At 64.6% G+C, this 26,432-nt stretch carries 29 protein-coding genes and 1 pseudogene; 10 read left to right on the top strand and 20 right to left on the bottom strand.

What is annotated here, in order from left to right:
* Positions 1-4: 4 nt before the first annotated feature.
* The gene (nudK, locus tag PMI20_RS19775; protein ID WP_007921002.1) at positions 5-910 is read left to right on the top strand and encodes a GDP-mannose pyrophosphatase NudK; all 906 of its coding nucleotides are present in this window, start codon (positions 5-7) and stop codon (positions 908-910) included.
* 16 nt (positions 911-926) lie between these two features.
* Here nudK and PMI20_RS19770 read toward each other — a convergent pair whose 3' ends face one another.
* Positions 927-1,238: an AzlD domain-containing protein gene (locus PMI20_RS19770; RefSeq protein ID WP_009043562.1), complete on the bottom strand. Its 312-nt coding sequence runs from the start codon at positions 1,236-1,238 to the stop codon at positions 927-929.
* Positions 1,238-1,936: an AzlC family ABC transporter permease gene (locus PMI20_RS19765; protein WP_007920998.1), complete on the bottom strand. Its 699-nt coding sequence runs from the start codon at positions 1,934-1,936 to the stop codon at positions 1,238-1,240. Before PMI20_RS19765 ends, PMI20_RS19770 begins: the two co-directional genes overlap by 1 nt.
* 423 nt (positions 1,937-2,359) lie before the next feature.
* On the opposite strand from PMI20_RS19765, the gene PMI20_RS19760 reads away from it, so the two are divergent.
* From PMI20_RS19760 to PMI20_RS19750, 3 genes are all read left to right on the top strand, one after another.
* Positions 2,360-3,016 carry a ribonuclease T2 family protein gene (locus tag PMI20_RS19760; RefSeq protein WP_007920996.1) on the top strand — a complete coding sequence of 219 codons (657 nt, stop codon included), beginning with the start codon at positions 2,360-2,362 and terminating at the stop codon, positions 3,014-3,016.
* 86 nt (positions 3,017-3,102) lie between these two features.
* On the top strand, positions 3,103-4,023 hold the full coding sequence (locus PMI20_RS19755) for a pyridoxal-phosphate dependent enzyme (RefSeq protein ID WP_007920994.1): 921 nt from the start codon (positions 3,103-3,105) through the stop codon (positions 4,021-4,023).
* 57 nt (positions 4,024-4,080) lie between these two features.
* Positions 4,081-4,710 carry a LysE family translocator gene (locus tag PMI20_RS19750; protein WP_007920992.1) on the top strand — a complete coding sequence of 210 codons (630 nt, stop codon included), beginning with the start codon at positions 4,081-4,083 and terminating at the stop codon, positions 4,708-4,710.
* A 179-nt stretch (positions 4,711-4,889) separates the two neighbouring features.
* Here PMI20_RS19750 and PMI20_RS19745 read toward each other — a convergent pair whose 3' ends face one another.
* The 16 genes from PMI20_RS19745 to PMI20_RS19670 all read right to left on the bottom strand — a co-directional run bounded on the left by PMI20_RS19745 (position 4,890) and on the right by PMI20_RS19670 (position 19,521).
* On the bottom strand, positions 4,890-5,675 hold the full coding sequence (locus PMI20_RS19745) for a PA4824 family protein (protein WP_007920990.1): 786 nt from the start codon (positions 5,673-5,675) through the stop codon (positions 4,890-4,892).
* A gap of 86 nt (positions 5,676-5,761) precedes the next feature.
* Positions 5,762-6,115 (bottom strand): DUF2493 domain-containing protein, encoded by a 354-nt coding sequence (locus PMI20_RS19740; RefSeq protein WP_007920988.1) that lies wholly within the window; start codon positions 6,113-6,115, stop codon positions 5,762-5,764.
* Positions 6,103-7,812 carry a Na/Pi cotransporter family protein gene (locus PMI20_RS19735; RefSeq protein WP_007920986.1) on the bottom strand — a complete coding sequence of 570 codons (1,710 nt, stop codon included), beginning with the start codon at positions 7,810-7,812 and terminating at the stop codon, positions 6,103-6,105. Before PMI20_RS19735 ends, PMI20_RS19740 begins: the two co-directional genes overlap by 13 nt.
* A gap of 21 nt (positions 7,813-7,833) precedes the next feature.
* Positions 7,834-8,049, bottom strand: a complete 216-nt coding sequence (locus PMI20_RS19730; RefSeq protein ID WP_007920984.1) for a hypothetical protein — start codon at positions 8,047-8,049, stop codon at positions 7,834-7,836.
* A 166-nt stretch (positions 8,050-8,215) separates the two neighbouring features.
* On the bottom strand, positions 8,216-10,933 hold the full coding sequence (gene mgtA, locus PMI20_RS19725; protein WP_007920983.1) for a magnesium-translocating P-type ATPase: 2,718 nt from the start codon (positions 10,931-10,933) through the stop codon (positions 8,216-8,218).
* Positions 10,934-11,222: 289 nt separating this feature from the next.
* Entirely contained in the window at positions 11,223-11,507 is a 285-nt protein-coding gene (locus tag PMI20_RS19720; protein ID WP_007920982.1) for a hypothetical protein, read from the bottom strand.
* A gap of 429 nt (positions 11,508-11,936) precedes the next feature.
* Positions 11,937-13,094 carry a glutathionylspermidine synthase family protein gene (locus PMI20_RS19715; protein WP_007920980.1) on the bottom strand — a complete coding sequence of 386 codons (1,158 nt, stop codon included), beginning with the start codon at positions 13,092-13,094 and terminating at the stop codon, positions 11,937-11,939.
* A gap of 11 nt (positions 13,095-13,105) precedes the next feature.
* Entirely contained in the window at positions 13,106-13,822 is a 717-nt protein-coding gene (locus tag PMI20_RS19710; RefSeq protein WP_007920978.1) for a DUF1190 domain-containing protein, read from the bottom strand.
* Between the two features lie 20 nt (positions 13,823-13,842).
* Positions 13,843-14,271, bottom strand: coding sequence for a DUF350 domain-containing protein (locus tag PMI20_RS19705; protein WP_007920977.1), 429 nt, complete (start codon positions 14,269-14,271; stop codon positions 13,843-13,845).
* Between the two features lie 15 nt (positions 14,272-14,286).
* Positions 14,287-14,937, bottom strand: coding sequence for a DUF2491 family protein (locus tag PMI20_RS19700; RefSeq protein WP_007920976.1), 651 nt, complete (start codon positions 14,935-14,937; stop codon positions 14,287-14,289).
* A complete protein-coding gene (locus PMI20_RS19695) occupies positions 14,924-15,958 on the bottom strand; it encodes a potassium channel family protein (RefSeq protein WP_007920975.1) in 1,035 nt (344 codons plus the stop codon). The genes PMI20_RS19700 and PMI20_RS19695 overlap by 14 nt, the downstream gene beginning before the upstream one ends.
* A 69-nt stretch (positions 15,959-16,027) precedes the next feature.
* Positions 16,028-16,594 (bottom strand): rhomboid family intramembrane serine protease, encoded by a 567-nt coding sequence (locus PMI20_RS19690; RefSeq protein WP_037033661.1) that lies wholly within the window; start codon positions 16,592-16,594, stop codon positions 16,028-16,030.
* Between the two features lie 167 nt (positions 16,595-16,761).
* Positions 16,762-17,463: a PspA/IM30 family protein gene (locus tag PMI20_RS19685; protein ID WP_007920973.1), complete on the bottom strand. Its 702-nt coding sequence runs from the start codon at positions 17,461-17,463 to the stop codon at positions 16,762-16,764.
* 26 nt (positions 17,464-17,489) lie between these two features.
* Positions 17,490-18,221, bottom strand: coding sequence for a YjfI family protein (locus PMI20_RS19680; protein WP_007920971.1), 732 nt, complete (start codon positions 18,219-18,221; stop codon positions 17,490-17,492).
* 206 nt (positions 18,222-18,427) lie between these two features.
* The gene (locus tag PMI20_RS19675; protein WP_284168849.1) at positions 18,428-18,934 is read right to left on the bottom strand and encodes a GNAT family N-acetyltransferase; all 507 of its coding nucleotides are present in this window, start codon (positions 18,932-18,934) and stop codon (positions 18,428-18,430) included.
* Positions 18,931-19,521, bottom strand: coding sequence for a GNAT family N-acetyltransferase (locus PMI20_RS19670; RefSeq protein WP_007927363.1), 591 nt, complete (start codon positions 19,519-19,521; stop codon positions 18,931-18,933). Before PMI20_RS19670 ends, PMI20_RS19675 begins: the two co-directional genes overlap by 4 nt.
* Before the next feature lie 104 nt (positions 19,522-19,625).
* Between PMI20_RS19670 and PMI20_RS19665 the strand changes: the two genes are divergently transcribed.
* From PMI20_RS19665 to PMI20_RS19655, 3 genes are all read left to right on the top strand, one after another.
* Positions 19,626-20,213, top strand: coding sequence for a LysE family translocator (locus PMI20_RS19665; protein ID WP_007927362.1), 588 nt, complete (start codon positions 19,626-19,628; stop codon positions 20,211-20,213).
* Positions 20,214-20,345: 132 nt separating this feature from the next.
* Complete coding sequence (locus PMI20_RS19660; RefSeq protein ID WP_007927361.1) at positions 20,346-20,651, top strand: IS3 family transposase; 306 nt, start codon at positions 20,346-20,348, stop codon at positions 20,649-20,651.
* The gene (locus PMI20_RS19655; protein WP_007927360.1) at positions 20,648-21,484 is read left to right on the top strand and encodes an IS3 family transposase; all 837 of its coding nucleotides are present in this window, start codon (positions 20,648-20,650) and stop codon (positions 21,482-21,484) included. Before PMI20_RS19660 ends, PMI20_RS19655 begins: the two co-directional genes overlap by 4 nt.
* A 71-nt stretch (positions 21,485-21,555) precedes the next feature.
* Here the strand turns inward: PMI20_RS19655 and PMI20_RS19650 are convergent.
* Positions 21,556-22,387 (bottom strand): annotated as a pseudogene (locus PMI20_RS19650) (AraC family ligand binding domain-containing protein).
* A 39-nt stretch (positions 22,388-22,426) separates the two neighbouring features.
* Entirely contained in the window at positions 22,427-22,930 is a 504-nt protein-coding gene (locus PMI20_RS19645) for a VOC family protein (RefSeq protein ID WP_007923662.1), read from the bottom strand.
* Positions 22,931-23,189: 259 nt separating this feature from the next.
* Here PMI20_RS19645 and PMI20_RS19640 point away from each other — a divergent pair, with 259 nt between their 5' ends.
* The 3 genes from PMI20_RS19640 to PMI20_RS19630 are packed head-to-tail and all read left to right on the top strand — an operon-like array spanning position 23,190 to position 26,396.
* Positions 23,190-23,645 (top strand): (2Fe-2S)-binding protein, encoded by a 456-nt coding sequence (locus PMI20_RS19640; RefSeq protein ID WP_007923661.1) that lies wholly within the window; start codon positions 23,190-23,192, stop codon positions 23,643-23,645.
* 23 nt (positions 23,646-23,668) lie between these two features.
* Positions 23,669-25,816, top strand: a complete 2,148-nt coding sequence (locus tag PMI20_RS19635; RefSeq protein ID WP_007923660.1) for a xanthine dehydrogenase family protein molybdopterin-binding subunit — start codon at positions 23,669-23,671, stop codon at positions 25,814-25,816.
* Position 25,817: 1 nt separating this feature from the next.
* Entirely contained in the window at positions 25,818-26,396 is a 579-nt protein-coding gene (locus PMI20_RS19630; RefSeq protein ID WP_007923658.1) for a hypothetical protein, read from the top strand.
* Positions 26,397-26,432 lie beyond the last annotated feature (36 nt).

Below are 26,432 nucleotides of genomic sequence, written 5' to 3'. Positions count from 1 at the left end.
GACCATGCAAGCCGCACCCGTGCGCATCACCGCCGAGGAGATGCTCTCCGACAACTGGTACCTGTTGAAGAAATACAGCTTCGACCTGCAGCGCCGCGACGGCAGCTGGCAGGCGCAGACCCGCGAGGTCTACGACCGCGGCAATGGCGCCACCATCCTGCTGTACAACCGCGAGCGGCGCACGGTGCTGCTGATCCGCCAGTTCCGCATGCCGACCTACGTCAACGAGCACAGCGGCTACCTGATCGAGACCGCCGCCGGCCTGCTGGACAATGCCAGCCCGGAAGAACGCATCCGCCTGGAAGCCGAAGAGGAAACCGGCTACCGCGTCGGCGCGGTGGAGAAGGTCTATGAAGCCTTCATGAGCCCCGGCTCGGTCACCGAGCGCATCCACTTTTTCATTGGCGAATACTCTCCCGACGACCGCATCGGCGACGGTGGCGGCCTGGAGGAAGAGGGCGAGGACATCGAGGTGCTGGAGCTGGGTTACCAGCAGGCGCTGGACATGGTGCGCAGCGGCGAGATCGTCGACGGCAAGACCATCATGCTCCTGCAATACCTGGAACTGCGCCTGATGCCGCCGCGTCGGCTGACGATCCTGGTGGCCGCGCCCCGGTACTCGGCAACCGACGATGCGACGGCGCTGGCGCAGCAGGTCGCCAGCCTGGATGACTGGGCCGCGCAGTTGTTCGAGGCCGGGCACAGCCCCGTGTTCGGCCAGTGGCTGGGGTTGGCGGCGGGCGGTTCGAGCGCTCTCGATGAGTTCCAGGCGCGTGCGCGACATCAGTTGCAGCGTTGCGACGCGCTGCTGCGCGTCGGCGGGGCCTGCGCCCGTGCCGATGCCCTGGTCGCCATGGGCGAGCAATTGGGCTTGCCGGTCTACCGTTCTCTGCAGGACATCCCGCGTTAGCCATTTTTTCCAGCCCCTACAACCACCAGCGCAGCAGGAAAAAGAACGCCATGCTCAGCAGCATGCTGACCAGGGTGTTGCGGGTGTAGATCACCAGCACGATGGCCACCAGCGAGCTGATCAGGTACGGGTTGTCGTAGGCCAGGTTCAGCTGGTGCTCGGGCATGAACACGATCGGCCCGCAGATCGCGGTGAGCATGCCCGGTACGGCGAAACCGAGGAACTGCCGGGCGTTGCTGCTCAGGCGTACCGGCAGGCGCGGTTCGAGAAATACATAGCGGTTGAGAAATACCAGCAAGCCCATGCCGAAAATCACTGCCCAGACCATCATGTGCGCTCCCGGTAGAACTTGTTGCAGAGAAAACCTGCGGTCATGCCCAGCAGGCCCGACAGCACCAGGGCCGAGCCCCATTGCCAGTAACTGAACAGCACCGAGCAGAACAGCGACACGGCCACGCAGACCACGGTCGGCACGTTGCGCACCAGTGGCGTGATCAGGGCGATAAAGGTTGCGGCGATGGAGAAGTCCAGGCCCAGGTGTTCGAGCCCGGGAATGGCGCGCCCGAGGACGATGCCGGCCAGGGTGAACAGGTTCCAGGCGATGTAGAAGGTCAGGCCCACGCCGAGGGCGTACCAGCGGTCGAACTGCTGCTTGTCGTGCTGGCTGGTCAGGGCGAACAGCTCATCGGTGAGCAGGAACCCCAGGCCGACCCGCCAGCGCCCCGGCAGCGGCGCAATCACCGAACGCATGCTCATGCCGTACAGCAGGTGCTGGGAGGTCAGCAGCAGGGTGGTGAGCAGGATCGAGAAAATCCCCGCGCCGCCCTTGAGCATGCCGATCGCCACCAGCTGCGCGGCGCCGGCGAAGACGATGCTCGACAAACCCTGGCCTTGCAGGGGCGTGAGGTTGGCCTCGATGGCCATGGAACCCGCCAGCAGGCCCCAGGGCGCGGTGGCCAGGGACAGCGGCAGGATGGCAACGGCACCACGCAGGAACGCGGTGCGGGGAAGAAGAACGCTGGACATGACAGCCTGCAATCAAGGAACGGGAACCGACTGTGCCAGCCCGCGACGGAAATGGCTTGAACGATCTTGCGCACTTGGCGCCGATGGTCGTTATTTCGTTCACCCCGCAGATGCTTCTGTAGGAGCGGCCGGTCGACGCTCGATTGCCGGCGATTGGGGTAACGCGGTGTGCCTGATACGACGCTTCGCTCCTACAGAGGCTAGTATTCACCGCGAGTCCATGACCGGTTCGTAATCTGTCGGCCATGGCGCCAACCCGATCTGTCTGCTACAACGCTTCGCTAGTATCGACTGGCTTCTTCCCTGGAGAAGCCGGCCTGTCATCTTCCTGCAACAGCCCCGTGCCAAGAAGAGTGTCTGGCCGCTACCGGCCAGGTCACTACGGGGCCGTTCATTCACTGCCCCATCCCAAGGAGAGGGTCTATGAGAAAACTGTTCGCAACCGCGGTACTGGCCGCGCTGATGATCTGCACCGTCGGGGTCAGCCAGGCACGAGAGGCGCGACAGCAGCGCGACTCGGTCGCCGGGGTGTTCGACTACTACCTGCTGTCGCTGTCCTGGTCGCCGACCTTTTGCCTGACCCATCCGGAAAACGAGCAGTGCTCCGGCAAGGGCTACGGTTTTGTCCTGCATGGCCTGTGGCCGCAATACGCCAAGGGCGGCTGGCCGCAGTCCTGCCCGCCCTTGACGCAGCTGAACGCCGAAGAGCGGGCCAAGGGCCTGACCCTGTTCCCCACTGCCAAGCTGATGGAGCACGAATGGAGCAAGCACGGCACCTGCAGCGGACTGGGCGCCATGGGCTACCTGGAGACCTCCGACCAGGCCCTGGGCAAGGTGAAGATTCCTCAGGTGCTGGAACCTTCGACCACCGTGCATTACTTCGAGGCCCGGGAGATCGAGCAGTTGTTCCGCCAAGCCAACCCGGGCATTCCGGAGAAGGGCGTAGCAGTGTTGTGCAGCGGCCCGGAACTCTCCGAAGTGCGGGTCTGCCTGGACAAGAACCTGGGGTTCGGCGCCTGTGGCAAGGGCGTGCGCACCCAGTGCCGCCAAGGCGATATCCGCATACCGCCGATTCGCTGACCGGCGAGCGGCCAGGGGGGAGGCGGCATAGGCTAGCCTGAGCATCTATGGTTGCAAGACGCCCGTCTTCGTCCAAGGAGCCCATGATGCTGCATATCCGCACCCCCCTGATCCTGCATCCCGGGTTGTCCACGGCCACCCGGCGCATCTGGCTCAAACTGGAAAACCTGCAGCCCGGCGGCTCGTTCAAGATGCGCGGCCTGGGCCTGCTCTGTACCCAGGCGGCGCGGCAGGGCAAGCGCCGCGTGGTCTGTCCGTCCGGCGGCAATGCCGGGCTGGCCACGGCGATGGCGGCGGCCAGCCTTGGCCTGCAAGCCTGCATCGTGGTGCCGCAGACCACCGCGCAAACCACCCGCGAACGCATCGCCCGGACCGGCGCCGAGGTGCTGGTGCATGGCCAGGTCTGGGATGAAGCCAACGAGCGCGCGCTGCAACTGAGCAGCGCTGCCGACAGCGAATACGTGCCGGCCTTCGACCACCCGGTGCTGTGGCAAGGGCACAGCAGCATGGTCGATGAAATCCTCGAAGACTGTCCGCAGGTCGACACGATAGTGGCGTCGGTGGGTGGCGGAGGCTTGTTGGCCGGCATCCTCACCGGCCTGCTGCACCACCAGCGCCAGGACTGCCGGATCATCACCTGCGAAACCACCGGCAGCGCTTCCTTTGCTGCGGGGCTGGCGGCCGGGCATCCGGTCAAACTGGCGAAGATCGACACCGTCGCCAGTTCCCTCGGCGCGGCCCAGGTGGCGGCCTGGCCGTTGCAGCAGATCCAGGGTTTTCCCTATCAGTCGCTGGTGTTGTCGGATGCCGAGGCGATCCTCGGCGTGGTGCGTTATGCCGACGATCTGCGGCAATTGGTGGAGCCGGCCTGCGGCGTCTCGCTGGCGGTGGCCTACCTCGATCACCCGGCCATCGCCGCGGCGCGGGACGTGGTGATCGTGGTGTGCGGCGGCGTCAGCATCAGCGCCCGCCAGGTGGCGGACTGGGGCGCTTCGCTGCCGGGCTGAAAGCGCCTGGTGTATGCTGGCCGACCTGTTGTACCTGTGGTTTTACGGAGGGTTCGGATGGACGCCACCACATTGTTTTTGTACGTCGTCACCGTCAGCGCGGTGATGATGACCCCGGGGCCGTCGATGCTGCTGGCTCTCAATAACGGTGCCACCCATGGCATGCGCATCGCCGGTTGCGGCATGGCTGGCGCGATGCTGTCCGACCTGCTGCTGATCGGTGCGGTGGGCTGCGGCCTGGGGGCGTTGCTGCAAGCTTCCGAGCAGCTGTTTTCCATCGTCAAGTGGGGCGGCGCGGCGTACCTGTTGTACCTGGCGTGGGTGCTGTGGAAGGCGCCGACAACGGCGCTGGCTGCGCAGAGCAGCGGCGCTGCCAGCAGCGGGCGCGGGGCGTTCATGCGCTCATTGCTGGTGGGGTTGTCGAACCCCAAGGGGTTGCTGTTTTTCTCGGCCTTCCTGCCGCAGTTCGTGCGCCCCGACCAGCCGGTGGCGCAGCAGTACCTGATCCTGGCGCTGGTCAGCACGGCGATCAATTGCGTGATGATGGCGACCTACGCCTTTGGCGGGCGCTATGCCATGCGCACCTTCTCCGCGCGGGCGATGCTGTGGATCAACCGCAGCTGCGCCGGCATGCTCGCGGTGCTGGCGCTGGGCCTGAGCCTGTATCGGCGCAGCGATATCCGCTGAGTCTGCATTAGTCTGACCTGCCGGCGCGCTGCGCCTATCGCCAGCAAGCTGGCTCCTACAGGCGTTGCGGCGAGCGCGGACTCGCGGCAGGCGCCGATCCTGTAGGAGCGCAGCTTGCTCGCGAGGCGGTGTGTCAGGCACACCGCGTTGTCCCTGGCGTGACCTTTCTGAAACAGCCTCTAGAACCTCAAGGTCGCGCCGCTGGTCAGCCAGTGGTCGCGGCCTTCGTTCAACTGGCCACCGAGCACCAGGTCGAGGTCCAGGTTCGCCCCCAGGTGCAGCCGTGGCCCGGCTTGCCAGGCCTGCTCGCCGCCGCGCTGGCCGTAACGCTCGGCGACCAGGGTCAGGCGTTCGCCCAGGTCGTATTCGAAGCCGCCGCCCCAGGTCCAGTGGTGGTTCTGCTGGCCGTCGTCATAGGCGTGGGCCCAGCCGGCGTTGAGGTTCAGGCGCAGGCTGTCCAGGGGCTGATAAGTCAGGGGCAGACTGATGTCGCCACCGTCGAACGAGTGGTTGCGGTTGAGGGCGAAATGCGCGGACGTCGCCAGCGCCAGTTGCAGGCCCAGGTCTTCGCGGTTCCACAGTTGCGCCTTGAGTTGCGGGCTCAGTTGGGTTTCGCCGTGGCCGTCCTCACGGTTGCGCTCAATGGCGGCACCCACCTGCAACCAGGGCAGGCCGGCGAAGGTGCAGGCCGGGGAGATCACCGCGCCATGGTTGGAACCCTGGTGACGCAGGCTCTGGTACCAGATATCCAGGTTGCACTCTCCCGGGGCGTTGATCGCGCCGTCGTCCACCACATAGGCGCCGCCCGCGGCGTTGGCCTTGGCGACCAGGGTCAGCAGGCCGATCAGGCTCAGGGTGATGGTGACGAACATCAGGTTGCGTCGCAGCATGCGCCGTTTCGCTGGGGGCAGGTCGCGGGTGAGGCTGGCGAAGCGGTTGTGGCGCGAAGGGCTGTATTTGGACATGTCGGTTCTCGCTAAGGCGTGGGCAGCGGCCGCGCTGTGTGGGCCGCTGCGTAGTCGAGTGGGGAAGTAGTCGAGTGGGAAAAGGGTTATTGCCAGTCGCTCACTGACAGGGTCTGGATGCCCGCGGCCCTGGCCAGGGCCACCAGCTCTTCGGTGTCGTCGCCGCCGGGCAGGGCGATCACCATGTCGGGCCGGCTGTCGCGCAACATGAAGGCGTTGCGCAGGCGTTCGGCGAGCTTGCCGTGCAGTTGCCAGTTGGCCGGGTAACGCACGATGTCGGCGCCGATTTCCCGGCCCCAGTCTTCTATTTCTGCGCCGAGGAACTGGCTGCCGCCGTGGATCAGCACCTGCACTTCATGCAGGCGCTGAAAGGCGTCGAGCACCCGCCGGCACAGCTGGACGTCGGCGCAGTGGCGCCCGGCGCAGATCAGGACACGCATCGTGCGGTCTCCTGCGCCGTCGGCTGGATGCTCAACGGGTTGTCCAGGAGCATTTCGCCCAGTTCGGTGTTATCCAGGTCGCGCTCGCCGGCCCGCTCCAGCGCCGGATAAGCCAGGGCCGCGATGTGGTGGTGCACGCGCCGGTAGTCGCGCAGCACCCGCTGGAAAATGTCGCCGGACTCAGCCCAGGCCGTGCGGTCTTCGCGCAGGCTGCGAAAGTGCTCGCGGCTGGCGTCGGCTTCCAGCCGCCTGACCAGTTCCTTGCGGTTCACCAGTTGGTGGGCGTTGGCCAGGTCTTCGCGCAGGAACACGGTGATCGCCAGGCTCAGGCTGTCGACCACGGCCTGGTGCAAGGGCTCGATGCAGTCCAGCTCGAACACCGAGAACTGCTCGCCGCGCCGCAGCCGGCGCGCCGCCAGTTGGGTCAGGCTGCTGGAGAGGATGTCGCCGGCGTGTTCCAGGTTGATCACGAACAGCAGGATTTCCTGGGCACGGTCGGCGTCCTGGTCGCTGATGCCGTCCTGGCCGATGTCCGCCAGGTAGGCGCGGATCGCGGCGCTGAGCAGGTCCAGCGACTGGTCAATGCGGCGCACCTCATCGGCACCGGCCGGGGTCGAGGCCTGGAACAGGCGCAGCACCCGGTCGAGCATCAGCGACAGCATGTCGGCCAGGCGCAGGGCCTCGCGGGCGGCGTTGGACAGGCCGATATTGGCCACCGCCAGGCCGGCTTCGTCCAGGTAGTGCGGCATGCCTGGGTCGACGTCGCGCGGCGGCTCCGGCAGCAGGCGGCTGAGCAGCGTCGCCATGGGCCCGGTCAGGCCGATGAACAGCAGGGCCAGCACCAGGTTGAACAGGCTGTGCAGGTACACCACTTGCAGGCTGGCATCGAGGGCGGCGACCGGCGCGCTCTGGGCGATCCAGGGCAGGCACGGCAGCAGCACGGCGACACCGCACAGGCGCACCAGCAGATTGCCCAGGGGCAGGCGCCGGGCGACGCTGGAGTCGGCGTTGAGCAGCGACGGCAGGGCGCCGCCGATATTGATCCCCAGCACCAGGGCCATGGCGGTCACCGACGACAGCAGCCCGGTGGCGGCCAGGGACGCCACCAGCAGCACCACGGCGACGCTGGAATGGCACAGCCAGGTCAGCAGCGCCGCCGCCAGCAGGGCGATCAGCAGGTCGCCGTCGAGGCCACGCATCAGCGCGGCGAACACCGGCGTGCCTTCCACTTCGCCCAGGGTGCCGCCGAGCATGCGCAGGGCCAGCAGCATCAGCCCCAGGCCGATCAGCGCGCAGCCGAGGCTTTCAAAACGCGAGTCGTCGCGCAGGCGGAACACGATAAAGCCCGCCAGCAGCACCAGCGGCGTGAGGATCGAGATATCGACGCTGAGCAGTTGCACCACCAGGGTCGAGCCGATATTGGCCCCGAGCATCACCGCCAGCGCGGGGGCCAGGCCCAGGGTGCCGGTGGCGGTAAAGGAGCTGGCCATCAGGCTCACCGCGGTGCTGCTTTGCAGGACCCCGGTGATGGCGATGCCGGACAGCAGGGCCATCCAGCGGTTGTTCAGGTGCTGCCCCAGCCACTGGCGCAGCTGGGTGCCGAAGCCGCGCAGCAGCGCCGAGGAAATCATCTGGGTGCCCCACAGCAGCAGGGCGATGGAGCCAGCGAGGTTGATCAGCAGAGTAGTTCCCGACATGAGGACTCTCCCTTGTGTGTTTCATGGCTTGGCGGATCGCAGCAGGCGGATGCAGCGGCGATGAAGGGCGCTGGCAAAGCCCAGCAGCAGGCGGATCTCGACCCCGCTCAGCAGGCCCCGGGCATATAGCCGCACGCTGGCCTTGGTCAGTAGGGTGGCGATCCGCTCCAGGACGATCACCAGCAGCGCGCGCAAGGCGCGTTCGGCCGATGACAGCAGCTCGATGATCGGTTTCATTCTGGGTGCTCCACTTGGGCGGGGCCCGGTGTTTGCGATACCTGGATGGGCGGTGCCTGGGGTAGCGCCGCCTTGCGGCTATCGCGAGCAAGCTCGCTCCTACAAGGGGGGGTGTTCTGTAGGAGCGAGCTTGCTCGCGATGGCAGCAAAGCGGACCGTCAGGCCCTCAGAACCATTGCTTGAAGCGACGGATATAGAGGGTCTTCATGGTCTGGGCGACGACGCAGTAGCACAGCAGGGTGCCGACCAGCCAAGGGAAGTATTCCCACGGCAGCGGTACCAGGCCGACCATTGCACCCAGTGGCGAGAACGGCACGTAGATACCCAGGGCCATCACCAGGCCGGTCATCAGCATCACCGGCAGCGCCGCGGTGCTCTGGATGAACGGGATCTTCTGGGTCCGCAGCATGTGCACCACCAGGGTCTGCGAGAGCAGGCCTTCGATGAACCAGCCGGACTGGAACAGGGCGGCCATTTCCACGCTGTTGGCGGCGAACACGAACCACATCAGGGCGTAGGTGGTGATGTCGAAGATCGACGAGGTCGGCCCGATCCACAGCATGAAGCGCCCGATGTTCTTGGCGTCCCACTTGCGCGGCTTGCGCAGGAATTCCTTGTCCATCTTGTCCCACGGCAGCGACAGCTGGGAGATGTCGTACATCAGGTTCTGCAGCAGCAGGTGGATCGCCAGCATCGGCAGGAACGGAATGAACGCACTGGCCACCAGCACCGAGAACACGTTGCCGAAGTTGGAACTGGCGGTCATGTTCAGGTACTTCATGATGTTGCCGAAGGTCTCGCGGCCCTTGATCACCCCTTCTTCGAGCACCATCAGGCTCTTTTCCAGGAGGATGATGTCCGCCGATTCCTTGGCGATGTCGGTGCCGCTGTCCACCGAGATACCGACGTCGGCGTCGCGCAGCGCCGGGGCGTCGTTGATACCGTCGCCGAGGAAGCCCACGGTATGCCCGTTGGCCTGCAGGGCCTTGAGCACCCGGGATTTCTGCAGCGGGGTGAGCTTGGCGAATACCGTGCGTTCTTCCACCAGGCGCGCGAGCACCGCGTCGTCCATGTGCTCGATATCCCGTCCGAGCAGCGGCTGGCCGACTTCCAGGCCGACCTCGCGGCAGATCTTCGCGGTGACGATCGGGTTGTCGCCGGTCAGCACCTTCACCGTCACGCCGTTCTCGCGCAGCGCGGCGATGGCCGGGCCGGCGGTTTCCTTGGGCGGATCGAGGAAGGTCAGGAAGCCTTCGATGATCAGCTCGCGCTCGTCGCTGGCGCTGTATTGCTGGCGGGTCTGCCCCGGCGCCAGGTCTCGGGTGCCGACCAGCAGCACGCGGAAACCGTCGCGGTTGTATTCCTCGGCCAGCTCCAGCAGCGTCGCCCGGCGCCCGGCGTCGAGGGCCACGGTGACGCCGTCCTGGCGCACCCGGGTGGCGGTGTCGAGCATTTCCTCGACCGCGCCCTTACACACCAGCAGGTGATGGCCGCTGTCGTCGGCGAGGATCACCGAGAGGCGCCGGCGGACGAAATCGAACGGCAGTTCATCGACCTTGCTCCAGGCGTCGGGCGCGCTGAACTTCGGGTTGTTTTCGGCGTAGCTCACCACCGCGCGGTCCATCAGGTTCTTCATGCCGCTCTGGTGATAGCTGTTGAGCCAGGCCAGTTGCAGCACCTGGTCGCAGCGGCTGCCGCTGATATCGACGTGGTGCTCGAGGATGATCCGGTCCTGGGTCAGGGTGCCGGTCTTGTCGGTGCACAGCACGTCCATGGCGCCGAAGTTCTGGATCGCGTTGAGGCGCTTGACCACCACCTTGCGCTTGGCCATGGCTGCGGCGCCCTTGGCCAGGTTGGCGCTGACGATCATCGGCAGCATTTCCGGGGTCAGGCCGACGGCCACCGCCAGGGCGAACATGAAGGCTTCGGCCCAGTCACCCTTGGTGAAGCCGTTGATCAGCAGCACTACCGGCACCATCACCAGCATGAAGCGGATCAGCAGCCAGCTGACGCTGTTCACCCCGCGGTCGAAGGCGGTCTGGGTCCGCGAGCCGACGATGGAGCGCGCCAGGGAGCCGAAGTAGGTGCGCGCGCCGGTGGCCACTACCACCGCGGTGGCGGTACCGCTGACCACGTTGGTGCCCATGAAGCAGATGTTCGGCAGATCGAGCAGGTCCTGCTGGTCAGCCGCCGCTGTGCGATGGGCGGATTTCTCCTGCACCGCGCCCAGGGTGTCGTACTTCTCCACCGGCAGCGCCTCGCCGGTCAGCACCGCCTGGCTGATGAACAGGTCGCGGGATTCGATCAGGCGGATATCGGCGGGGATCATGTCGCCGGCCGACAGCTGCACGATGTCGCCGACCACCAGGTCGCGCATCGGCACTTCGCGCAGCGCGGCTTTCATGCCCATCTGCTCGCGCCGCAGCACGGTGGCGGTGGTCCGCACCATGGCCTTGAGCGCCTCGGCGGCCTTGGCCGAACGGTATTCCTGCCAGAAACGCATCAGGCCGCTGGCCAGGACCATGACCAGGACGATGATCACCCCGGTCAGGTCGGTTTCCTCGCCGGCTTGCAGGGGCAGCCAGAAGTCGGTGAAGAAGCTGATGGCGGTCAGCGTCATCAGCACATAGATGAACGGGTTGTTGAAGGCTTGCAGCAATTGCACCAGGGCATGAGGCGGCCGGTCGTGGGCCACTTCGTTGAAGCCGTCGCGCTGCAGGCGGCCTTCGGCGTCGAGCTCGGTCAGGCCGTTGGCGTTCGACTTGACGTTGTCCAGGGTCACGCCAAGGCTGTTCTGCGCTTCGCGGGCGGCGCGCATCGACAGCCGGGTGTCGTCGCGGGTGGAGTTTTGCGAGGAGGAGGTGCGGGTTTTTACCGTAGTCATTACGTGTGCTCCTGCCGCAGGCTTGCGGCACGACACACAGACCACTCACCTATTCAAAGACGAGCGAACGTATGTCGAGCCGCAAGTAAGCGATCGATTCAGGTAGTTGCGTTTTATTGGTTTTAACGTTCGCCGCCTATTCAATGAACATGAACAGGCGACGAACCTACTACTGGCTTCGTCCATAACAATTACCACCAACTTTTAGTTGTAAGCAGGCAATAGAAAGTTGCCGAATTCCTTATTAGGGAAAACGTTAAGGAAGGACTTGAAAGTGCCTTCGGTTGAACTAGAAGTGCGAGTCCCGGGACAGGCTCAGCAGCAGGCCGGCCTGCATGAGGAGGCCGGCCAGGCTCCGACTCTGAGGGTCCTGGCTGTCGTCGAAACTCCAGCGTTGCTGGAGCCGGCAGGTGACCGGGCAGACGCGCCAGTTGGCCCGCGGCCGGGTTTGCGAGGAGGGGGTGGAATACAGGGTACCGACCCGGGAAACGGCCGCGCGCTCAGCGCAGGGCTTGACCCGCATGGTCGATGCAAAGGCGCGTACGCCGGGCATTACAGTGGATTTGAAGTTCATAACAGTTGCCTCGCGACCGGACTGGCTCCGGTGAAGGCAAGTTACGAAGGAGCGTCAAGCTCTAGCGCAGCTCACCCGACCGAAAAGTCGAGTCCCGTCATGTTCTGGGTTAAGTGCCCAGCCCTGCGCAAGCGCATCGACCAGACAGCGTCTAGATACTGTGTCCATTGGCTTCTTTTGTGAGTTGAAAAAAGGCCGGTTTGGCCGGCCCGCGCAATTTACTCAGGGCCACCTGTCAAGTCAAGATTAAATTGCCACGAATCATATGTTCGTTCAGCTTTAAGTAAGGTCTGTAGCGGAACTCAGATAAATGATGGGCAAGTTATATAAGGCAGTTCTGAATGACGGCCATAACAATGCTGGAGATAGTTGTTGTGCTGTAGCCGTTGAGAAACAGGCCGAGGCGCATTGCGCGCCCCGGCGGATATATCAGTCGAGGATCAGGTGCGGCAGGAAGCGGCTGGAGTCCTTGGTGATCAGGCTGTCGTCTTCACGCACGCCGATGCCGGCGGCCTGGTCGCCGATGACCCAGGAGCCGATCAGGGTGTAGCTGTCGCCAAAGCGCGGCAGCGGGGCGAAGGACTGCAGGATGTAGGGCGCGTCGGTGTAGGGGCCGTCTTCCTTGACCACCTCGTCCTGCGGGGTGCGCAACTCGATGTTGGCGCCTTCGCGGGAAAAGAACGGCTTGCGTACCCAGCCCTTGGGCACCTCGCGTTGCGGGTGCGGGTCAAGGTGGGTTTCCAGCAGGTTCGGGTGGCCCGGGTGGGCTTCCCAGAGCAGCGGCAGGATGCCCTTGTTGGAGAGGATGGATTTCCACGCCGGCTCGAAGAACTGCGTGTCGCTGGCGGCGATCGCCGCGCCGAAGGGTTCGTGGAAGATGAACTCCCAGGCGTGCAGCTTGAACAGGTGCGGGATCCAGCGGTCCTGCAGATCGACGAAGCGGCCTTTGGCGGTGAGGCCGATGTCTTCCACATCAATGTGCCGCGACTCGATGCCGGCCTTTTCCGCGATCAGGCGCAGGTAGTCGGTGGTGGCGCGGTCCTCCACCGAATCCTTCATCGAGGCGAAATAGAACGGGCGCTTGATCCCCAGCTGGGCGAAAGCCTGGTGCAGCCGGGTGTCGATGCTGTTGAACTGGTCGGCATGCCGCGGCAGCAGGCCGCGCTCGATGTTCTGCTCCAGCCAGCCCCATTGGAATGCCGCGGTTTCATAGAGGCTGGTGGGGGTGTCGTAGTTGAGCTCCAGCAGCTTGGCCGGGCCCTGGCCGCCGTAGGAAAAGTCCAGGCGGCCGTAGAGGTGCGGGTGACCGTCGAGCCATGAAGTGCGGATCATGTCGTAGAAGGCCGGCGGGATGCTCAGGCGATCGAGCAGGGCCTCGCTGCGCACCACCCGGTCCACCAGGTCCATGCACATCTCATGGATCTCGGTGGTCGGGTCTTCCAGGTCGTCCTCGATCTGCTTGAGGCTGAACTGGTAGTAGGCGCTTTCGTCCCAGTAGGCTTCGCCGTCGATGGTGTGGAACAGGAAGCCGAGTTTTTCCGCGGTCTGTCGCCAGTCCGGGCGTTCGTTGCAGAGGATCTTCTTCATGGCGCGGTTCCTTAGCTGCTCGAGCGTCCCGAACTCCAGCTCGAGGAGCTGGAGCCGCCCCAGCCGCTGCGGGCGCTGGCCTGGCTGCCGAAGCCGCCGCGGGAGGTAGAGGAGGACACGGACATCGGCCGGGTGGTGGTCCGGAAACCGCTGCCCGACTGCGCCTGGCGTGACTTGGAGAAGGTCGAGCCGCTGGCGATGCGCTGGTTGAGCGTCGAGTTGGCATAGCTGCCGCGGTCGTCGCGATAGCGGTAGACCGGCTCGGAGTAATAGTTGCGGTTGCCGCCGCTGAGCAGGTTGCCGATCAGCAGGCCGGTGAGCAGGCCGCTGTCATTGCTGCTGAACGACGAGCTGCGGCCAGCCTCGGGGCTGACCCCGGCCGCTGCCAGCTGTTCGCGGGTGAAGGCGCCCTGGGCGTTGATTTCAAAGCCGCCGAGCTTGGGCACGAACTTGCCGCTGGAATCCACCTGGCACCAGTTTTCGACGAAGTCGGCATCGCAATCGGCCTGGTTGTCGTAGACCGGCGCCTGGGCGCGGTGCTCCGCCATGGCCTTGATATAGGCATCGGAGCAGACGTCCACGGCGATCTTGCCGTCCACGCATTCCTGCACCGACTGGAAGTTGAATTTCTGCTGGACCGCGAGGGTCTCCGGCTCCGAGTTGCAGCCCGAGATCGCCAGGGCCACCGAGGCGGCCAGGGAGAGCTGAACGTATTGGCTTCGTTTCATCGAGGGCTCCGTGCGGTCGATCAGTTCTGCGAAGGGGTCATGCAGGCGGCGTTGAGCAGGCCGACGCTGATGGCCACGGCGGCGACATAGATGCCGGCGGCGATTTCGCCGTTGCGGATGCGCTGCGAAGTGCCCTTGAGCACCAGGCTGGTCATCAGGAACGCCAGCAGTTGCACCACGGCGGCGATCAGCGCCCAGACGGCGAAGTCCAGCAGGCTGATGGAGTAGGCGATGACGTTGCTCGCCGGGATGGCGAAACCGATGATGGCGCCGCCCAGGGCGATGGCGGCGGAGACGTTGCCATCGCGGATCAGCTGGAACTCCTTGTGCGGCGTCAGGCGGGTGTAGACGAACTGGAACAGGGCGAACAGCACGGCCGCGCCGAGGATGTAGGTCAGGAAACCGACCACGGCGAATTTGTTCAGGGAGATGGAAAGGGCTTCAAGCATGGGTTCTGGTCCTTGTCAGAGGGTTTGCAGGTCGGTCATGTACAGGGAAATGCCCAGTGAGGTCACCAGGCTGACGCTGCCGTCGGCGTATTGCTCCACGGAAAACAGCAGGAACTCGCGGCGATTGGTCAGGCCGGTGTCGCGGGCATAGAGCATCGAGTGGCTTTCGAAGGCGAAGGTCTCGTCCGGCTTGGACACTTGCTCGCGCAGCGGCACCAGCTCGGTCTGTCCGGCTTCGGTGCCCCATTCGCGCAGGTACTCGACGCCGTCGAGGCTGTAGGTGGGCTGGCCGATCAGGCTGTTCGGGCCGGCCAGGCGCCGCAGCTCGGCTTCGCTGTTGACGGCCTGGTTGCTCAGGTAGTTGAACAGGATGATCGATTTGACCTGGCCGTCGATGCCCCCGCTGGTGTGCACCTGCAGCCAGTAGTCCTCGTCGTCCAGGTAGTAGCGCGACAGCCATTCGGACTGGCCCAGGTCTACCTGGCCTTCGCTGTAGACCGCCTGGTCGCCGGGAATCGCTACGCGGCTGTTGTCGGCGAGCAGCAGCTTGAGGCTGGCATCGAAGCGGATGCCCGCGCCCATGCTCAGGCCCAGTGGGCCGGTGGCGAAGCTCGAGCTTGTGGTGGCCGGGGCCTGGAGCCCCAGAAAGCGTTTAAACCATCCCATTGTCGATGTCCTTGAGGCGGCTGGAAGCGATGTAGAAGAGTTCGCCGCCCTGGATCCGCGTATCGCTGTGCGGGTTGATCTGCGGGTGTTGTGCGCCGCGGGCGCGGTAGCCGATCAGGGTGGCGTTGTAGCGTTCCTTGAGGTGTACGTAGAGCTCGGCGAAACGGCCTTCGTAAGTCTCGGGCAGGCGCATGACGTATTGGGTGGCGCCCTGGCCGACGCACAGCAGTTCGTTGATCACCACCGAGGAGCCCGGGTCCTGGGAGGAGCGCACCAGCATCTCGATGGCCATGCTCGAGGTGCACTCCAGCTTCGGTGCGTAGGAGGCGGCCAGGGTGGCGATTTCGCTGTCGTTGAAGTGGGCGACCACGTGGCCGCTGGGGCGCAGCTGGTTGATCGCCAGCACGCTGGCCAGGGTCAGGTCGTCGGAGCTGGTGCGCACCAGCACCCGTTCGGCGCCGGGCACCCCGGCACGCAACAGCAGGGCCGCGGACGACAGGCTTTCGCCCTTGACGAAGGCGGCCTTGCCCTGCATCGGGTTCTCGTCGAGGCTGGCGTCGCAGATGACGATCAGGTTGTCGTTGGAGGTTTCGTCCTGCAGCAGCAATTCGATCACCCGCTCGCTGGACGCGCCTTCCCAGCCGACCAGCACGGTATGCCCGGTCTGGCCGGTGAAGTCGCCTTTGCCTTTCATGCCTTTTCTCCATAGGTCCATAACGCTGCTGGTGGTCTTGCCGATGGCCGCGGTCAGCAGCGCGATGCCGCCGAGCATCACCCACACGGCGACGAACACCCGGCCGGCGGCGGATTGCGGCGACAGGTCGCCATAACCCACGGTCAGGGTGGTGGTGAAATAGAAATAGATGAAGGTCGCGGGCGCGGTGAGGTGCTGCTCGCCCAAGGCCACCAGGCCGAGATAGGAGGTCGCGGCATGCACGCCGAGCGCGATGGCCAGGCCCATCCAGCCGAAGCGCTGGAAGAAGGTGGCCGCGTATACCCGAAGCAAGATGAAAATCGACATCGAATCCCTGATTTCCTGATGAGCAGATCTATCCGTGATGCAGCGTGCCGTGCCCGGGCAAGGCATGGCTCATTGCCGCGCGGCATTAGACATCGGCTTGGCGCCGGATAAAAGCACTTTTGCTGCGATAAACCCCGCGAAGGCGCCAAAGATGTGCCCTTCGAAGGACACCCCGGCCCGTGGCAGGAACCCCAGGACCAGGCCGGAATACAGAAACATCGTCACCGCGGCGGCCAGCAGGCTGCTCCAGCTGCGCAACAGCCAGGCGCGGGTGAGGATGTAGGCCCACAGGCCGAAGACCCAGGCGCTGGCGCCGACGTGGATGCCCCTGAAGCCGAACAGCCAGACCAGCGCGCCGCCGAGCAGGATGATGATCAGGCTGACCACCACGAAGCGCCGCTGGCCTTCGGCGATCACCATGGCGCCGAGGATCAGGAAGGGCACCAGGTTGGCGGTCAGGTGGGTAAAGGAGCCGTGGAGAAAGGGCGAGGCGAGTATCCCCGGCAAACCCTGCAAGGTGCGCGGGATCAGGCCGAAGAGATTCAGGCTGTAGCCGCTCAGGCTGTTGAGCACCTGTACGGCGATCATTACCAGGGCCAGGCCCGCTAGGGTCTTGAAACCATTTGCAACGGCCATCGAGGCCCTCCAGGAGGCCGAAAAAAACACAGGCGATTCACTGTAGGCGCGCAGCTTGCTCGCGATGGACTGGAGGGCGCCGCGCTCATCCAGGCAGTACGCGACATCGTTAACGACCATCGCGAGCAAGCTGCGCTCCTACAGATTGAGTGGTGCAACAGCGCTGTTTACTCGACCGACTTCTGCTTTTTCAGGCGCTCGAGGATGGCATTGGCGCTGCCCTGGTCCGGCACGATGTTGGCTTCGCGCAGGCGGCGTTCCAGGTCGTTGCCGTTGCTCGCATCGGCCAGTTGCTCCTGGGCTTCCATTTCCGCCGCGCGCTGGTCTTGCTTGGCTTGCAGGCGGTTCAGGGTGTTGACTGCGGTTTCCAGCTTGCCGTTGGCGCCGCCGCTGGCGATCGAGGCACTGACCTGGGCTTTCTGCACGCTCTCCCGGGCCTTGGCCATGTCCACTTGTTGGCGCAGGCTGCGGATGCGCGCTTCGGCCTTGCCGATGTCCTTGCGCATATTCTCGGCGTAGGCGCCGAATTCGCTGGCTTGCTTCTGCTCCGCTTCCAGGCCGGTGGTCAGGGTCGAGATGGCTTCGGCGACTTCCAGGGCCAGGTCTTCGCGGTTGGCCTGCAGCGAGGCGAGGGCCTTGGATTCCAGGTCGGCGATCTTCGCGGTGAATTCGCTGACCCGCTCAGTGGACAGCTTGTGCTTGGCCATGATGGTGACCAGCTCGCGCTTGGCGTTGGACAGGGCGTTGTCGGCGTCGCGGATTTCCTGGTCGAGGATGCGCAGGGCCTGCTGGTCGGCGATGCTTTCGCCGACTTCGTTGGCGCCGCCGCGCAGGGCAGTGAACAGTTTGTTCCAGATGGACTGAGTCATGTAGGTGTACTCCGGATTCTCGGCAATCAGTTGAAGAAGCTTTCGAAGGCTTCGGTGGCGCGTTGGACGTTGTCCACCAGGGTCTTGACCTCGGTCACCACGTTGGTCAGGTTCGAACTGGCGCTCAGGGCGCCGAACATGTTGTAGACAGTCTGGCCGTTGGGCATGGACTCGATGCCGATCGAGGAGAGGGGGAACATCTCCCGGCTGCGCAGCACCGCGTCATTGAAGCGGGCAACGTCGTTGATCGACTCCAGGTCCACCAGCACGGTGTCGACGATGATCTGCTCGCCGACCACCGCGATGTAGATCGGCAGGCCGCCGAAGTCGTGCATTTCCAGCTTGATGCTTGGCTCGGCGCCTTGAATCAGGCTCAGGCCGATTTCGTTCGAGGTCACTTCGTCCAGGGCCTGCAAGGCGCCGAAGAGGCGGTCGATGGTCCAGTTCTCACCTGCGATCATGTCATTCTCCAATACCGGTGCGCCGCCGATCAGGGGTTGGCGCAGCTTCTTCTCAATGTGCTTGAGCACGCTCCGGTTTTCCGGAAGTACCCAGGTTTCGTGTTTCACATAACCAGCGGCACTCAGGCCCGCGCGCATCTGCTTCATGTAGAAGCTCGACGGCTTCTTGGCGGAAGCCTTGCTGGGGGCCTTGTTGCTGGAGGCCTTACTGCTGGAAGCTTTCGAGCGCTCTCCTTGTCGACTCTCTGAGGAAGCCGGTAGGTCAGCAGGCTGCCTGGCCGGGAGGGTCTTTTTCATGGGGTGACTCCGTTGTGCACGTATCACGCGTGAGAACATTACAGGGGATTTTGTTACGGCTCAATGACTCACGCGTGATATTTTTTTAGCTCGGCGAAACAACGGTCGCAAGGCTCTGGAGTGGCATTTTGCGTTAATCAGCCGACTGCCGTGGCTCAGGGGGCATGCCGGTGCCTGGGCGCTGGGCGAGGCTTTCCGGGCCTCGATCATTGCCCGGGCGATGTCGGGGTGTGGAATTTATACAGGGTGCAGGGGTAGCCGTCTGCCGTGATTGGATGACAGCTGTAGGCGTCGCCGACGAGCGTGGGAATGACCCGGGCCCAGAAATCCCGGGCCGGCCGGTTGTCGTCGATATGGAAGATCTGCCAGTGCCCGGGCAGCAGTTCCAGCAGTTGCCTCACCACCTGTCGGCCGATGCCGCGACCGCGAAAGCGCCGGGCCACGAAGAAGTAGGCGAGGTTGTACTGCACCTCGGCAAAGTGCACCTGCTCGTCGACGATGGCAAAGCCCGCCAGTTCGCCGTCGACCCGCAGCAGCCAGGGACGGGTGCCGGGCTGGCGCCAGTATTCGGTCTTCGGCTGGATCTGGAACAGACCGTGGCGGCCGAGCTTGAGCGGCAGCCACTCGCTGAATTCGTACATGAAGAACTGCATCAGGTTTTCGATGCATTCCAGCTCGTCGCGCTGGGCCGGGTGCAGTTCGATCAGGCTCATGGTTCCAGGCTCCGCACAGTGTCGGTGGGCGATGTGGCCTGGGCCGCGAAGTAGCGTCCGGCGCTGAGGCTGTACAGCAGGCTGGAGGGCAGGCCGGGGAAGTCGTCCAGTTCGCCGTCCAGGGTCAGGCCCAGGCGTTCCAGGGCGCGACGCGACGGCAGATTGTCGGGGCGCACCAGGCCGATCACCTGTTCCTTGCCCAGCACGCGGAACGCCAGGTGCAGCGCGGCGTCGGCCATTTCGCTGGCGTACCCCTGGCCCCAGGCATCGACGGCGAAGCGAAAGTACAGGTTCAGCCCGCTGCGCTCGCCGAAGCGGCTGTGCATGACGCCGCCGAATCCCAGCACCCGCTCGGGTTGGGCGCGGTCGCAGACCACCCAATAGCCGAAACCCTGTTCCCGCCAATGTTCTATCCAGCCCTGCAGCCGTTGCCGGCAGCTGTCGCGACTGTCGGGGCCGGCCGGGTTGTAGCGCTGGGTCCGCGGATCGCCGTGGATCAGTTGGGCGACGTCCAGGTCAGCGGCGGTCGGCGCCCGCAACAGCAGGCGGACGGTGAAGGTGGTCGTGGAGGAGGGAGCATCGGGCATGGGATTCGTCCGTGAGCGAGGGGGGTGTTTTTCTTCAATACAGGGGCGGCCTGCGCACTTACCTTGGTCACCGGACTCTCCGATTGATCCTTTGAAGGTGTGTGATGAGCGTAGTGTTTTCCATGGCGGCCTTCGCGCTAGCCTCTTCGATTACCCCCGGCCCGGTCAATATCGTGGCCCTGAGTTCCGGCGCGCAGTTCGGCTTTCGCGCCAGCCTGCGGCATGTCGGTGGCGCGACCCTGGGCTTTGTCCTGTTGCTGGTGCTGATCGGCCTGGGTTTGCATGAGCTGTTGCGGCTATGGCCGTTCCTCACCCGGGGCATCCAGCTGTTCGGGGTGGCTTTCCTGCTGTTCATGGCCTGGAAGCTGGCGGTGGACGACGGCCGGCTGAACAGCGATGGCCAGGCCAAGGCGCCGTCGGCCTGGTACGGCGCGATCATGCAATGGCTCAACCCCAAGGCCTGGCTGGCCTGCGTCGCCGGCATGGGCGCGTTCGCCGCCAATGGCGAGGCGCTGCTGGTGTGGCAGTTCGCCCTGGTGTACTTCGTGATCTGCTACCTGTCGATTGCCTGCTGGGCCTACGCCGGGACGTTTTTGCGCCAGTACCTGAGCAACCCGAAGGGCATGCGCCTGTTCAACCGCAGCATGGCGGCGCTGCTGGCGGCGAGCGCGGTGTATCTGTTGTTGCCTTGAATCGGCGTTGGCTTTATCGCGAGCAAGCTCGCTCCTACAGAGATCGCGTCCTCTGTAGGAGCGAGCTTGAACTGGCCTAATAATTCCGGACACCTCTTAAGGGCGATATGATTTCGCCAACTTGGAGGTTCCATGAACGAAAGAAAGGTCTATACCCGCGAGTTCAAGCTACAGGCTGCCAGCATGGTGCTTGATGATAACTGCCCGGTTGCAGACGTTTGTGCATCGCTGGACATTGGGCCCACCGCGTTACGTCGCTGGGTCGATCAGGTTCGCAAGGAACGCGAGGGGCAGCCAGTCAAAGGCACCAAGGCAATTACCGAAGATCAGCGCCAGATCCAGGAGCTAAAAGCCAAGATCAAGCGCATGGAGATGGAGGCTGAGATCTTAAAAAAGGCTACCGCTCTCTTGATGTCGGATCCCGATCGTTTTCGATGATCGCAGAACTAAGAGAGTCATTTCCGACTGCCGTGGTGTGTCATGTTTTCGGTGTGAAGCGCAGCAGCTTTTATGAGTGGATTCAGCGGCGAGCCAAGCCGCGGATCAGACGCGAAGAGCTCAAGCTGAAAGTGGTTGAGCTGCACAGTGAAAGCCGCGAAGCCATGGGTTCCAGAATGATCAGCAAAAGCCTGAAATCCCAAAACATTGCAGCTGGAAGGGGTCTTGTCAGAGCGCTGATGAGGGAGGCCAACATTGTCAGTAAACAACGCCAACCTCATCCATTCAGATCCAAAGGAGTGGAAGCATTTGTCGCACCCAATCGGCTCAAGCGCAATTTCAACGCGACTGCAGTCGATCAGGTTTGGTGTGGTGATGTGACCAGCCTGATGGTGGGCAAACGCTGGTTTCATCTGGCCATCGTGATCGATTTGTATGCTCGCCGGGTCATTGGCTGGGCGTTTTCCCTGGTCAATGACGCCCACTTGGTTAGCAAAGCGCTATGCATGGCAACAGAGGTACGGACATGTCCTCCTGGGCTGATATTTCACTCAGATCAGGGATGTCAGTACACCAGCCGCAAGTTTCAAGAAGAGCTGATGCACCACGGCATTTTGCAAAGCATGAGTCATCGCGGGCAGTGCTGGGACAATGCGCCGACAGAGCGTTTTTTCGGCACGCTGAAGTCAGAGTGGGTACCCCGTGGCGGCTACAGTATGGTCGAGGAAGCAAAAACCGACATCGTGCGCTTCTTCATGTACTACAACCGCACCAGGCTCCATAGCTACAACAACTACTTGTCGCCAATAGCTATGGAGCAAAAAGCGGCATAAGCACCGTAAACGGTGTCCAGGATTACTTGACCAGTTCAGCTTGCTCGCGATGAGGGCGTCAGGTCTGCCAATCACCCGCGATATTGCCCCGGCGTCGCCGCCAGGTGCTGCTTGAAGGCTCGCTGGAAGTGCGCCTGGTCGGCGAAGCCGGCTTCCAGGGCCACGTCAGCGATCGGCTCGCCGTCACGCAACCGGGACTGGGCGAACTGCACCCGCTGGTTGACCACGAAGGCGTGGGGCGTCATGCCGTAGTGCTGCTTGAAGGCGCGGATCAGGTAGGACGGCGACAGCTCGGCGGCCTGGCAGATTTCCTCGAGCTTCAGCGAACGGGTGCAGTTGGCGAATGTAGTCGGCGGCCCGTTGCAGTTTCTGGTTGCTCGCGCGCGGCGGTCGGCTGGCCGGGTTCAGGCGCTGCTGCAGGTCGCTGAAAAACGCCACCACGGCGCTGTGCTTGTGCAGTGTCTCGGCCTGTTCGTCCACCAGCACCTCATACAAACGGTTGAGCCCGGCATAGAGCTCGGGGTCGTCGCTGTGGGGCGTGGAAAAGGCGCGAAAGCCCAGGTCCTGGCTGAACCCCAGTTGATGCTGCAGATCGGTCAGCCAGGGGGTGTCGACATAGAGCATGAGATACGACCAGGGCTGGTCGTCGATAGGGTTGCAGGCGTGCACTTCGCCGGGGTTCATCAGCACCACGGTGCCGGCGCCGATGCGAAATTGCGCCTGCTCGTGCAGGTAGGTGCTGTGCCCGGCGGTGATGGCGCCGATAGAGAAATGCTCGTGGGCATGCCGGGCGTAACAGACCTTGCGCCCGTCGGCGATCGAGCGGGCCTCGATAAAGGGCAGCGCCGTATCGCGCCAGAACTGCGGGGCGGTATCGGGGTTGTGGCTCAAGCTCGGCTTCATCAAAGGTGTCCCATCGGCAAGCGTCGGCCACCGAGTGTATTAGCTCTCGCCGGCGAAGGCTCGTTCCAGCGCGGCGATATCGAGTTTTTTCATCTGCAGCAGGGCCTGCATCACCCGCTGCGACTTGGCCGTGTCGGGGTCGGTCATCCAGTGGTTGAGCGCGCAAGGCACGATCTGCCAGGACAGCCCGAACTTGTCCTTGAGCCAGCCGCACTGCTGGGCCTCGGGCGCGCCGCCGTAGGACAGGGCGCTCCAGAAATGATCGATTTCGCCCTGGTTCTGGCAGTTGACCTGCAGCGAGACCGCTTCGTTGAACTGGAACACCGGGCCGCCGTTGAGGCCGGTGAAGGTCTGCCCGTCGAGCTCGAAGGACACGGTCATCACCGAGCCTTCGGGGCGGCCGTGGAACTCGAAGCCGGCCTTGCCGTAGTGGGTGAGGGCGGTGATGCGCGAGTGCTCGAAGATCGAGCAGTAGAACTGGGCGGCGGCTTCGGCCTGGTGGTCGAACCACAGGCAGGGCGTGATGCGATGAATGTGCGACATGACGGTTCTCCTCGGCAGGTGATCCACGCTTGAGCAAGCGTAGTCAGCCGATAGTCGTCCGGGGTTGCCGTAGATCGACAACTCACCGCCCTTCATCCGGGGGCGACGGGTGCATGACCGGTGGTCGCAGAATCCGGCCTGTTCGGCAAACTGCGCTTAGCTGTATGGAAAACCTCGCGGCGCGCGTAGGCCTTCGGCCACAGCGACGCCGCTCCAGGATCCCGTGAATCCTGTCCCCCCTCGGCCTGAGGAGTTGCGCATGCTGACACTCAATATCAATGGCAAGGACCAGCAACTCGAGGTGCCCGCGGACATGCCGCTGCTCTGGGTACTGCGCGATGTGGCGCACCTGACCGGCACCAAGTTCGGCTGCGGCATGGCGCAATGCGGCGCCTGCACCGTGCATGTCGACGGCGCGCCGCTGCGTTCCTGCGTGATCCCGGCCGCGACAGTGGCCAACGGGCAGAAAATCCTCACCATCGAAGGCCTGTCGGCGGACGGCTCGCACCCGGTGCAGCGCGCCTGGGCCGAGCTGGACGTGGTGCAGTGCGGTTACTGCCAGTCGGGGCAGATCATGTCGGCCGCGGCCTTGCTGGCGAAGATCCCGTCGCCCACCGACAGCGATATCGACCAGGCGTTGTCCGGCAATATCTGCCGCTGCGGCACCTACCCCAGGATCCGCGCGGCGGTCAAACGCGCCGCTGAAATCGGCTGAGTCGGCATTAAGAGGGGCAAGGCATGATCACTGCGTCGCGTCGTGGGTTTCTCAAAGGGGGTGCGCTGCTCGGCGGCGGGCTGGTGGTGGCGTTCGTCATCCCGGGAGCCAATCGTTTTGCCCGGGCGGCGAGTGAAGCGTTCGTGCCCAATGCGTTCTTGCGTATTGCCCCGGATGGAGTGGTCACCGTGGTGCTCGGCCATTCGGAAATGGGCCAGGGCATCTGGACCGGGCTGTCGATGCTGATCGCCGAGGAGCTGGATGCCGACTGGTCGAAGATTCGCGTCGAGCACGCGCCGGCCGCCGCGGTGTATGGCTTGCCGGCGTTCGGCGGGATGCAGATCACCGGCGGCTCGACCTCGACCTGGATGGAGTTCGACCGCTATCGCCAGGCCGGCGCCGCGGCCCGGCAGATGCTGATCGAGGCGGCGGCCAAGCGCCTGCAGGTGGCGCCCTCGACCCTGCACACCGAGCAGGGCTGGGTGGTGGCCGGCGACCAGCGCCTGAGCTACGGCGACCTGGCCAACGACGCCGGGCAGCTGCCGGTGCCGGACCCGGCCTCGTTGCGCTTGAAGGAGGCCAAGGACTGGCGGCTGATCGGCAAGCCGACCCAGCGCCTGGACACCCCGGAGAAAATCACCGGCCGCGCGCAATTCGGCATGGACATGTATTTCGACGGCCTGCTGACCGCCGTGGTCCTGCGTTCGCCGGTGTTCGGCGGCACGCTCAAGTCGTTCGATCCCCAGGCGGCGCTGGCGGTGCCCGGGGTGCTCAAGGTGCTCCAGGTGCCCACGGGCGTGGCGGTGGTCGCCGAGCATTACTGGGCGGCCAAGCAGGGGCGCGATGCGCTCAAGGCCGAATGGGACCTGGGGCCGAACGCCAACATGAGCAGCGAAAGCCTGATGCAGAGCTTTCGCAAACTGGCGCTGACCCCCGGGACCAAGGCCGCCGAGGCCGGCGATGCGGCCGGGACCATGGCCAAGGCGACGCAGGTGATCAAGGCCGAATACAGCGTGCCGTACCTGGCCCATGCGCCGATGGAGCCGCTCAACTGCACGGTGCGCATCGGCGCCGACAAGTGCGAGATCTGGACCGGCACCCAGTTCCAGACCCTGGACCAGATGGTCGCGGCGAAGATCACCGGGCTCAAGCCGGAACAGGTGCAGATCCACACGCAATTTCTGGGCGGCGGTTTCGGCCGCCGGGCCAATCCCACCTCGGACTTCGTCAGCGAGGCGGTGGCGGTGGCCAAGGCCGCCGCGGCCCCGGTGAAAACCGTCTGGTCGCGGGAGGACGACGTGCGCGGCGGCTACTTCCGTTCGGCGTTCCTGCATCAGGCGCAGGTCGGCCTGGATGCCCAGGGCCTGCCGCTGGCCTGGCAGCATGTGCTGGTGGGGCAGTCGATCATGGCCGGTACCTCGTTCGAGGCCAGCTTCGTCAAGAACGGCATCGACAACACCTCGGTCGAGGGCCTGGCGGACGGGCCTTACCTGAAGGGCACACCGAACCACAGGGTCGACCTGCATTCGCCGATGACCGGCATCACCGTGCTGTGGATGCGTTCCGTGGGCCATACCCACACCGCGTTCGTCGTCGAATCGTTGATCGACGAGATGGCCGCCGCGGTGGGCAAGGACCCGGTGGAATACCGCCGCACCCTGCTCAAGGATCACCCACGGCACCTGGGCGTGCTCAACCTGGCGGTGGAGAAGGCCGGCTGGGGCAAGCCCGTGCCCAATGGCCATGCCCTGGGCGTGGCGGTGCACGAGTCCTTCGGCAGCTACGTGGCACAAGTGGCCGAGGTGTCCCAGGAGGCCGAGCGGATTCGCGTGCACCGGGTGGTCTGTGCGGTGGATTGCGGTATCGCGGTGAACCCGCAAAGCATCGCCGCGCAGATGGAGTCGGGGATCACCTTCGGCCTGGGCATGGCCCTGCACAGCCGCATTTCCTTCAAGGGCGGCCGGGTGGTGCAGTCCAACTATCACGACTTCCAGGTGTTGCGCCTGAACGAGATGCCCGAGGTCGAGGTGCACATAGTTGCCAGCAGCGAGAAACCCGGCGGTATCGGCGAGGCGGGTGTGCCGCCCACGACGCCGGCGGTGGCCAACGCGGTGTTCGCCCTGACCGGCCAGCGCCTGCGCGAGTTGCCGCTGCAACTGGCGGGGGTGTGAGATGAAACGCCACCTGTTCCTCGGTTCGCTGATCCTGGTCGGCCTGGGCGGTTATGCCTCGGACCTGTTCGCCGCCGATGAACCGGCGCTGGCGGCGTTCGCGACGGTGCAGAAGGTATTCCAGAGCCCGCGCTGCCAGAATTGCCATATTCCCGGGGATGCGCCCTTACAGTTCGACGCCGGCACGCCCCATACCATGGCCGTGGTCCGTGGCCTGGACGGCAAGGGCGCGGCGGGGATGCCGTGCGCCACCTGCCATGGCGCAAGCAACCCGCCGGCCAGCTACGGCCCGCACATGCCACCGGGGGCGCCGCACTGGAGCCTGCCGCCGGCGGCGCACAAGATGGCCTGGATTGGCCTGCCGGCCGACCGCCTGTGCCAGATGATCAAGGACAAGGCCAGCAACGGCGACCGCGACTTTGCCGCGCTGATCAAGCATGTCAGCGAAGACAAGCTGGTGCTCTGGGGCTGGAACCCCGGTGGCAACCGCGCGCCGGTACCGGTGCCCCACGACATGTTCGTCAGCCAGTTCAAGCTCTGGGCCGAGGCGGGCGGACCCTGCCCGGCGGTCGGAAGTTGACGCCTGGGGCCCCCAGCGAGGGCTGGTTGCGGGGCA

The sequence above is a fragment of the Pseudomonas sp. GM17 genome, assembly GCF_000282175.2.
GTDB classification, from domain to species: Bacteria; Pseudomonadota; Gammaproteobacteria; order Pseudomonadales; family Pseudomonadaceae; genus Aquipseudomonas; species Aquipseudomonas chlororaphis.
This window is presented reverse-complemented; position numbering and strand designations above follow the sequence as displayed.

Bases quoted from the DNA above. Each gene is read 5' to 3' on its own strand.
- nudK (WP_007921002.1), top strand. From the start codon at position 5: ATGCAAGCCGCACCCGTGCGCATCACCGCCGAGGAGATGCTCTCCGAC.
- PMI20_RS19770 (WP_009043562.1), bottom strand. From the start codon at position 1,238: ATGGTCTGGGCAGTGATTTTCGGCATGGGCTTGCTGGTATTTCTCAAC.
- PMI20_RS19765 (WP_007920998.1), bottom strand. From the start codon at position 1,936: ATGTCCAGCGTTCTTCTTCCCCGCACCGCGTTCCTGCGTGGTGCCGTT.
- PMI20_RS19760 (WP_007920996.1), top strand. From the start codon at position 2,360: ATGAGAAAACTGTTCGCAACCGCGGTACTGGCCGCGCTGATGATCTGC.
- PMI20_RS19755 (WP_007920994.1), top strand. From the start codon at position 3,103: ATGCTGCATATCCGCACCCCCCTGATCCTGCATCCCGGGTTGTCCACG.
- PMI20_RS19750 (WP_007920992.1), top strand. From the start codon at position 4,081: ATGGACGCCACCACATTGTTTTTGTACGTCGTCACCGTCAGCGCGGTG.
- PMI20_RS19745 (WP_007920990.1), bottom strand. From the start codon at position 5,675: ATGTCCAAATACAGCCCTTCGCGCCACAACCGCTTCGCCAGCCTCACC.
- PMI20_RS19740 (WP_007920988.1), bottom strand. From the start codon at position 6,115: ATGCGTGTCCTGATCTGCGCCGGGCGCCACTGCGCCGACGTCCAGCTG.
- PMI20_RS19735 (WP_007920986.1), bottom strand. From the start codon at position 7,812: ATGTCGGGAACTACTCTGCTGATCAACCTCGCTGGCTCCATCGCCCTG.
- PMI20_RS19730 (WP_007920984.1), bottom strand. From the start codon at position 8,049: ATGAAACCGATCATCGAGCTGCTGTCATCGGCCGAACGCGCCTTGCGC.
- mgtA (WP_007920983.1), bottom strand. From the start codon at position 10,933: ATGACTACGGTAAAAACCCGCACCTCCTCCTCGCAAAACTCCACCCGC.
- PMI20_RS19720 (WP_007920982.1), bottom strand. From the start codon at position 11,507: ATGAACTTCAAATCCACTGTAATGCCCGGCGTACGCGCCTTTGCATCG.
- PMI20_RS19715 (WP_007920980.1), bottom strand. From the start codon at position 13,094: ATGAAGAAGATCCTCTGCAACGAACGCCCGGACTGGCGACAGACCGCG.
- PMI20_RS19710 (WP_007920978.1), bottom strand. From the start codon at position 13,822: ATGAAACGAAGCCAATACGTTCAGCTCTCCCTGGCCGCCTCGGTGGCC.
- PMI20_RS19705 (WP_007920977.1), bottom strand. From the start codon at position 14,271: ATGCTTGAAGCCCTTTCCATCTCCCTGAACAAATTCGCCGTGGTCGGT.
- PMI20_RS19700 (WP_007920976.1), bottom strand. From the start codon at position 14,937: ATGGGATGGTTTAAACGCTTTCTGGGGCTCCAGGCCCCGGCCACCACA.
- PMI20_RS19695 (WP_007920975.1), bottom strand. From the start codon at position 15,958: ATGTCGATTTTCATCTTGCTTCGGGTATACGCGGCCACCTTCTTCCAG.
- PMI20_RS19690 (WP_037033661.1), bottom strand. From the start codon at position 16,594: ATGGCCGTTGCAAATGGTTTCAAGACCCTAGCGGGCCTGGCCCTGGTA.
- PMI20_RS19685 (WP_007920973.1), bottom strand. From the start codon at position 17,463: ATGACTCAGTCCATCTGGAACAAACTGTTCACTGCCCTGCGCGGCGGC.
- PMI20_RS19680 (WP_007920971.1), bottom strand. From the start codon at position 18,221: ATGAAAAAGACCCTCCCGGCCAGGCAGCCTGCTGACCTACCGGCTTCC.
- PMI20_RS19675 (WP_284168849.1), bottom strand. From the start codon at position 18,934: ATGAGCCTGATCGAACTGCACCCGGCCCAGCGCGACGAGCTGGAATGC.
- PMI20_RS19670 (WP_007927363.1), bottom strand. From the start codon at position 19,521: ATGCCCGATGCTCCCTCCTCCACGACCACCTTCACCGTCCGCCTGCTG.
- PMI20_RS19665 (WP_007927362.1), top strand. From the start codon at position 19,626: ATGAGCGTAGTGTTTTCCATGGCGGCCTTCGCGCTAGCCTCTTCGATT.
- PMI20_RS19660 (WP_007927361.1), top strand. From the start codon at position 20,346: ATGAACGAAAGAAAGGTCTATACCCGCGAGTTCAAGCTACAGGCTGCC.
- PMI20_RS19655 (WP_007927360.1), top strand. From the start codon at position 20,648: ATGATCGCAGAACTAAGAGAGTCATTTCCGACTGCCGTGGTGTGTCAT.
- PMI20_RS19645 (WP_007923662.1), bottom strand. From the start codon at position 22,930: ATGTCGCACATTCATCGCATCACGCCCTGCCTGTGGTTCGACCACCAG.
- PMI20_RS19640 (WP_007923661.1), top strand. From the start codon at position 23,190: ATGCTGACACTCAATATCAATGGCAAGGACCAGCAACTCGAGGTGCCC.
- PMI20_RS19635 (WP_007923660.1), top strand. From the start codon at position 23,669: ATGATCACTGCGTCGCGTCGTGGGTTTCTCAAAGGGGGTGCGCTGCTC.
- PMI20_RS19630 (WP_007923658.1), top strand. From the start codon at position 25,818: ATGAAACGCCACCTGTTCCTCGGTTCGCTGATCCTGGTCGGCCTGGGC.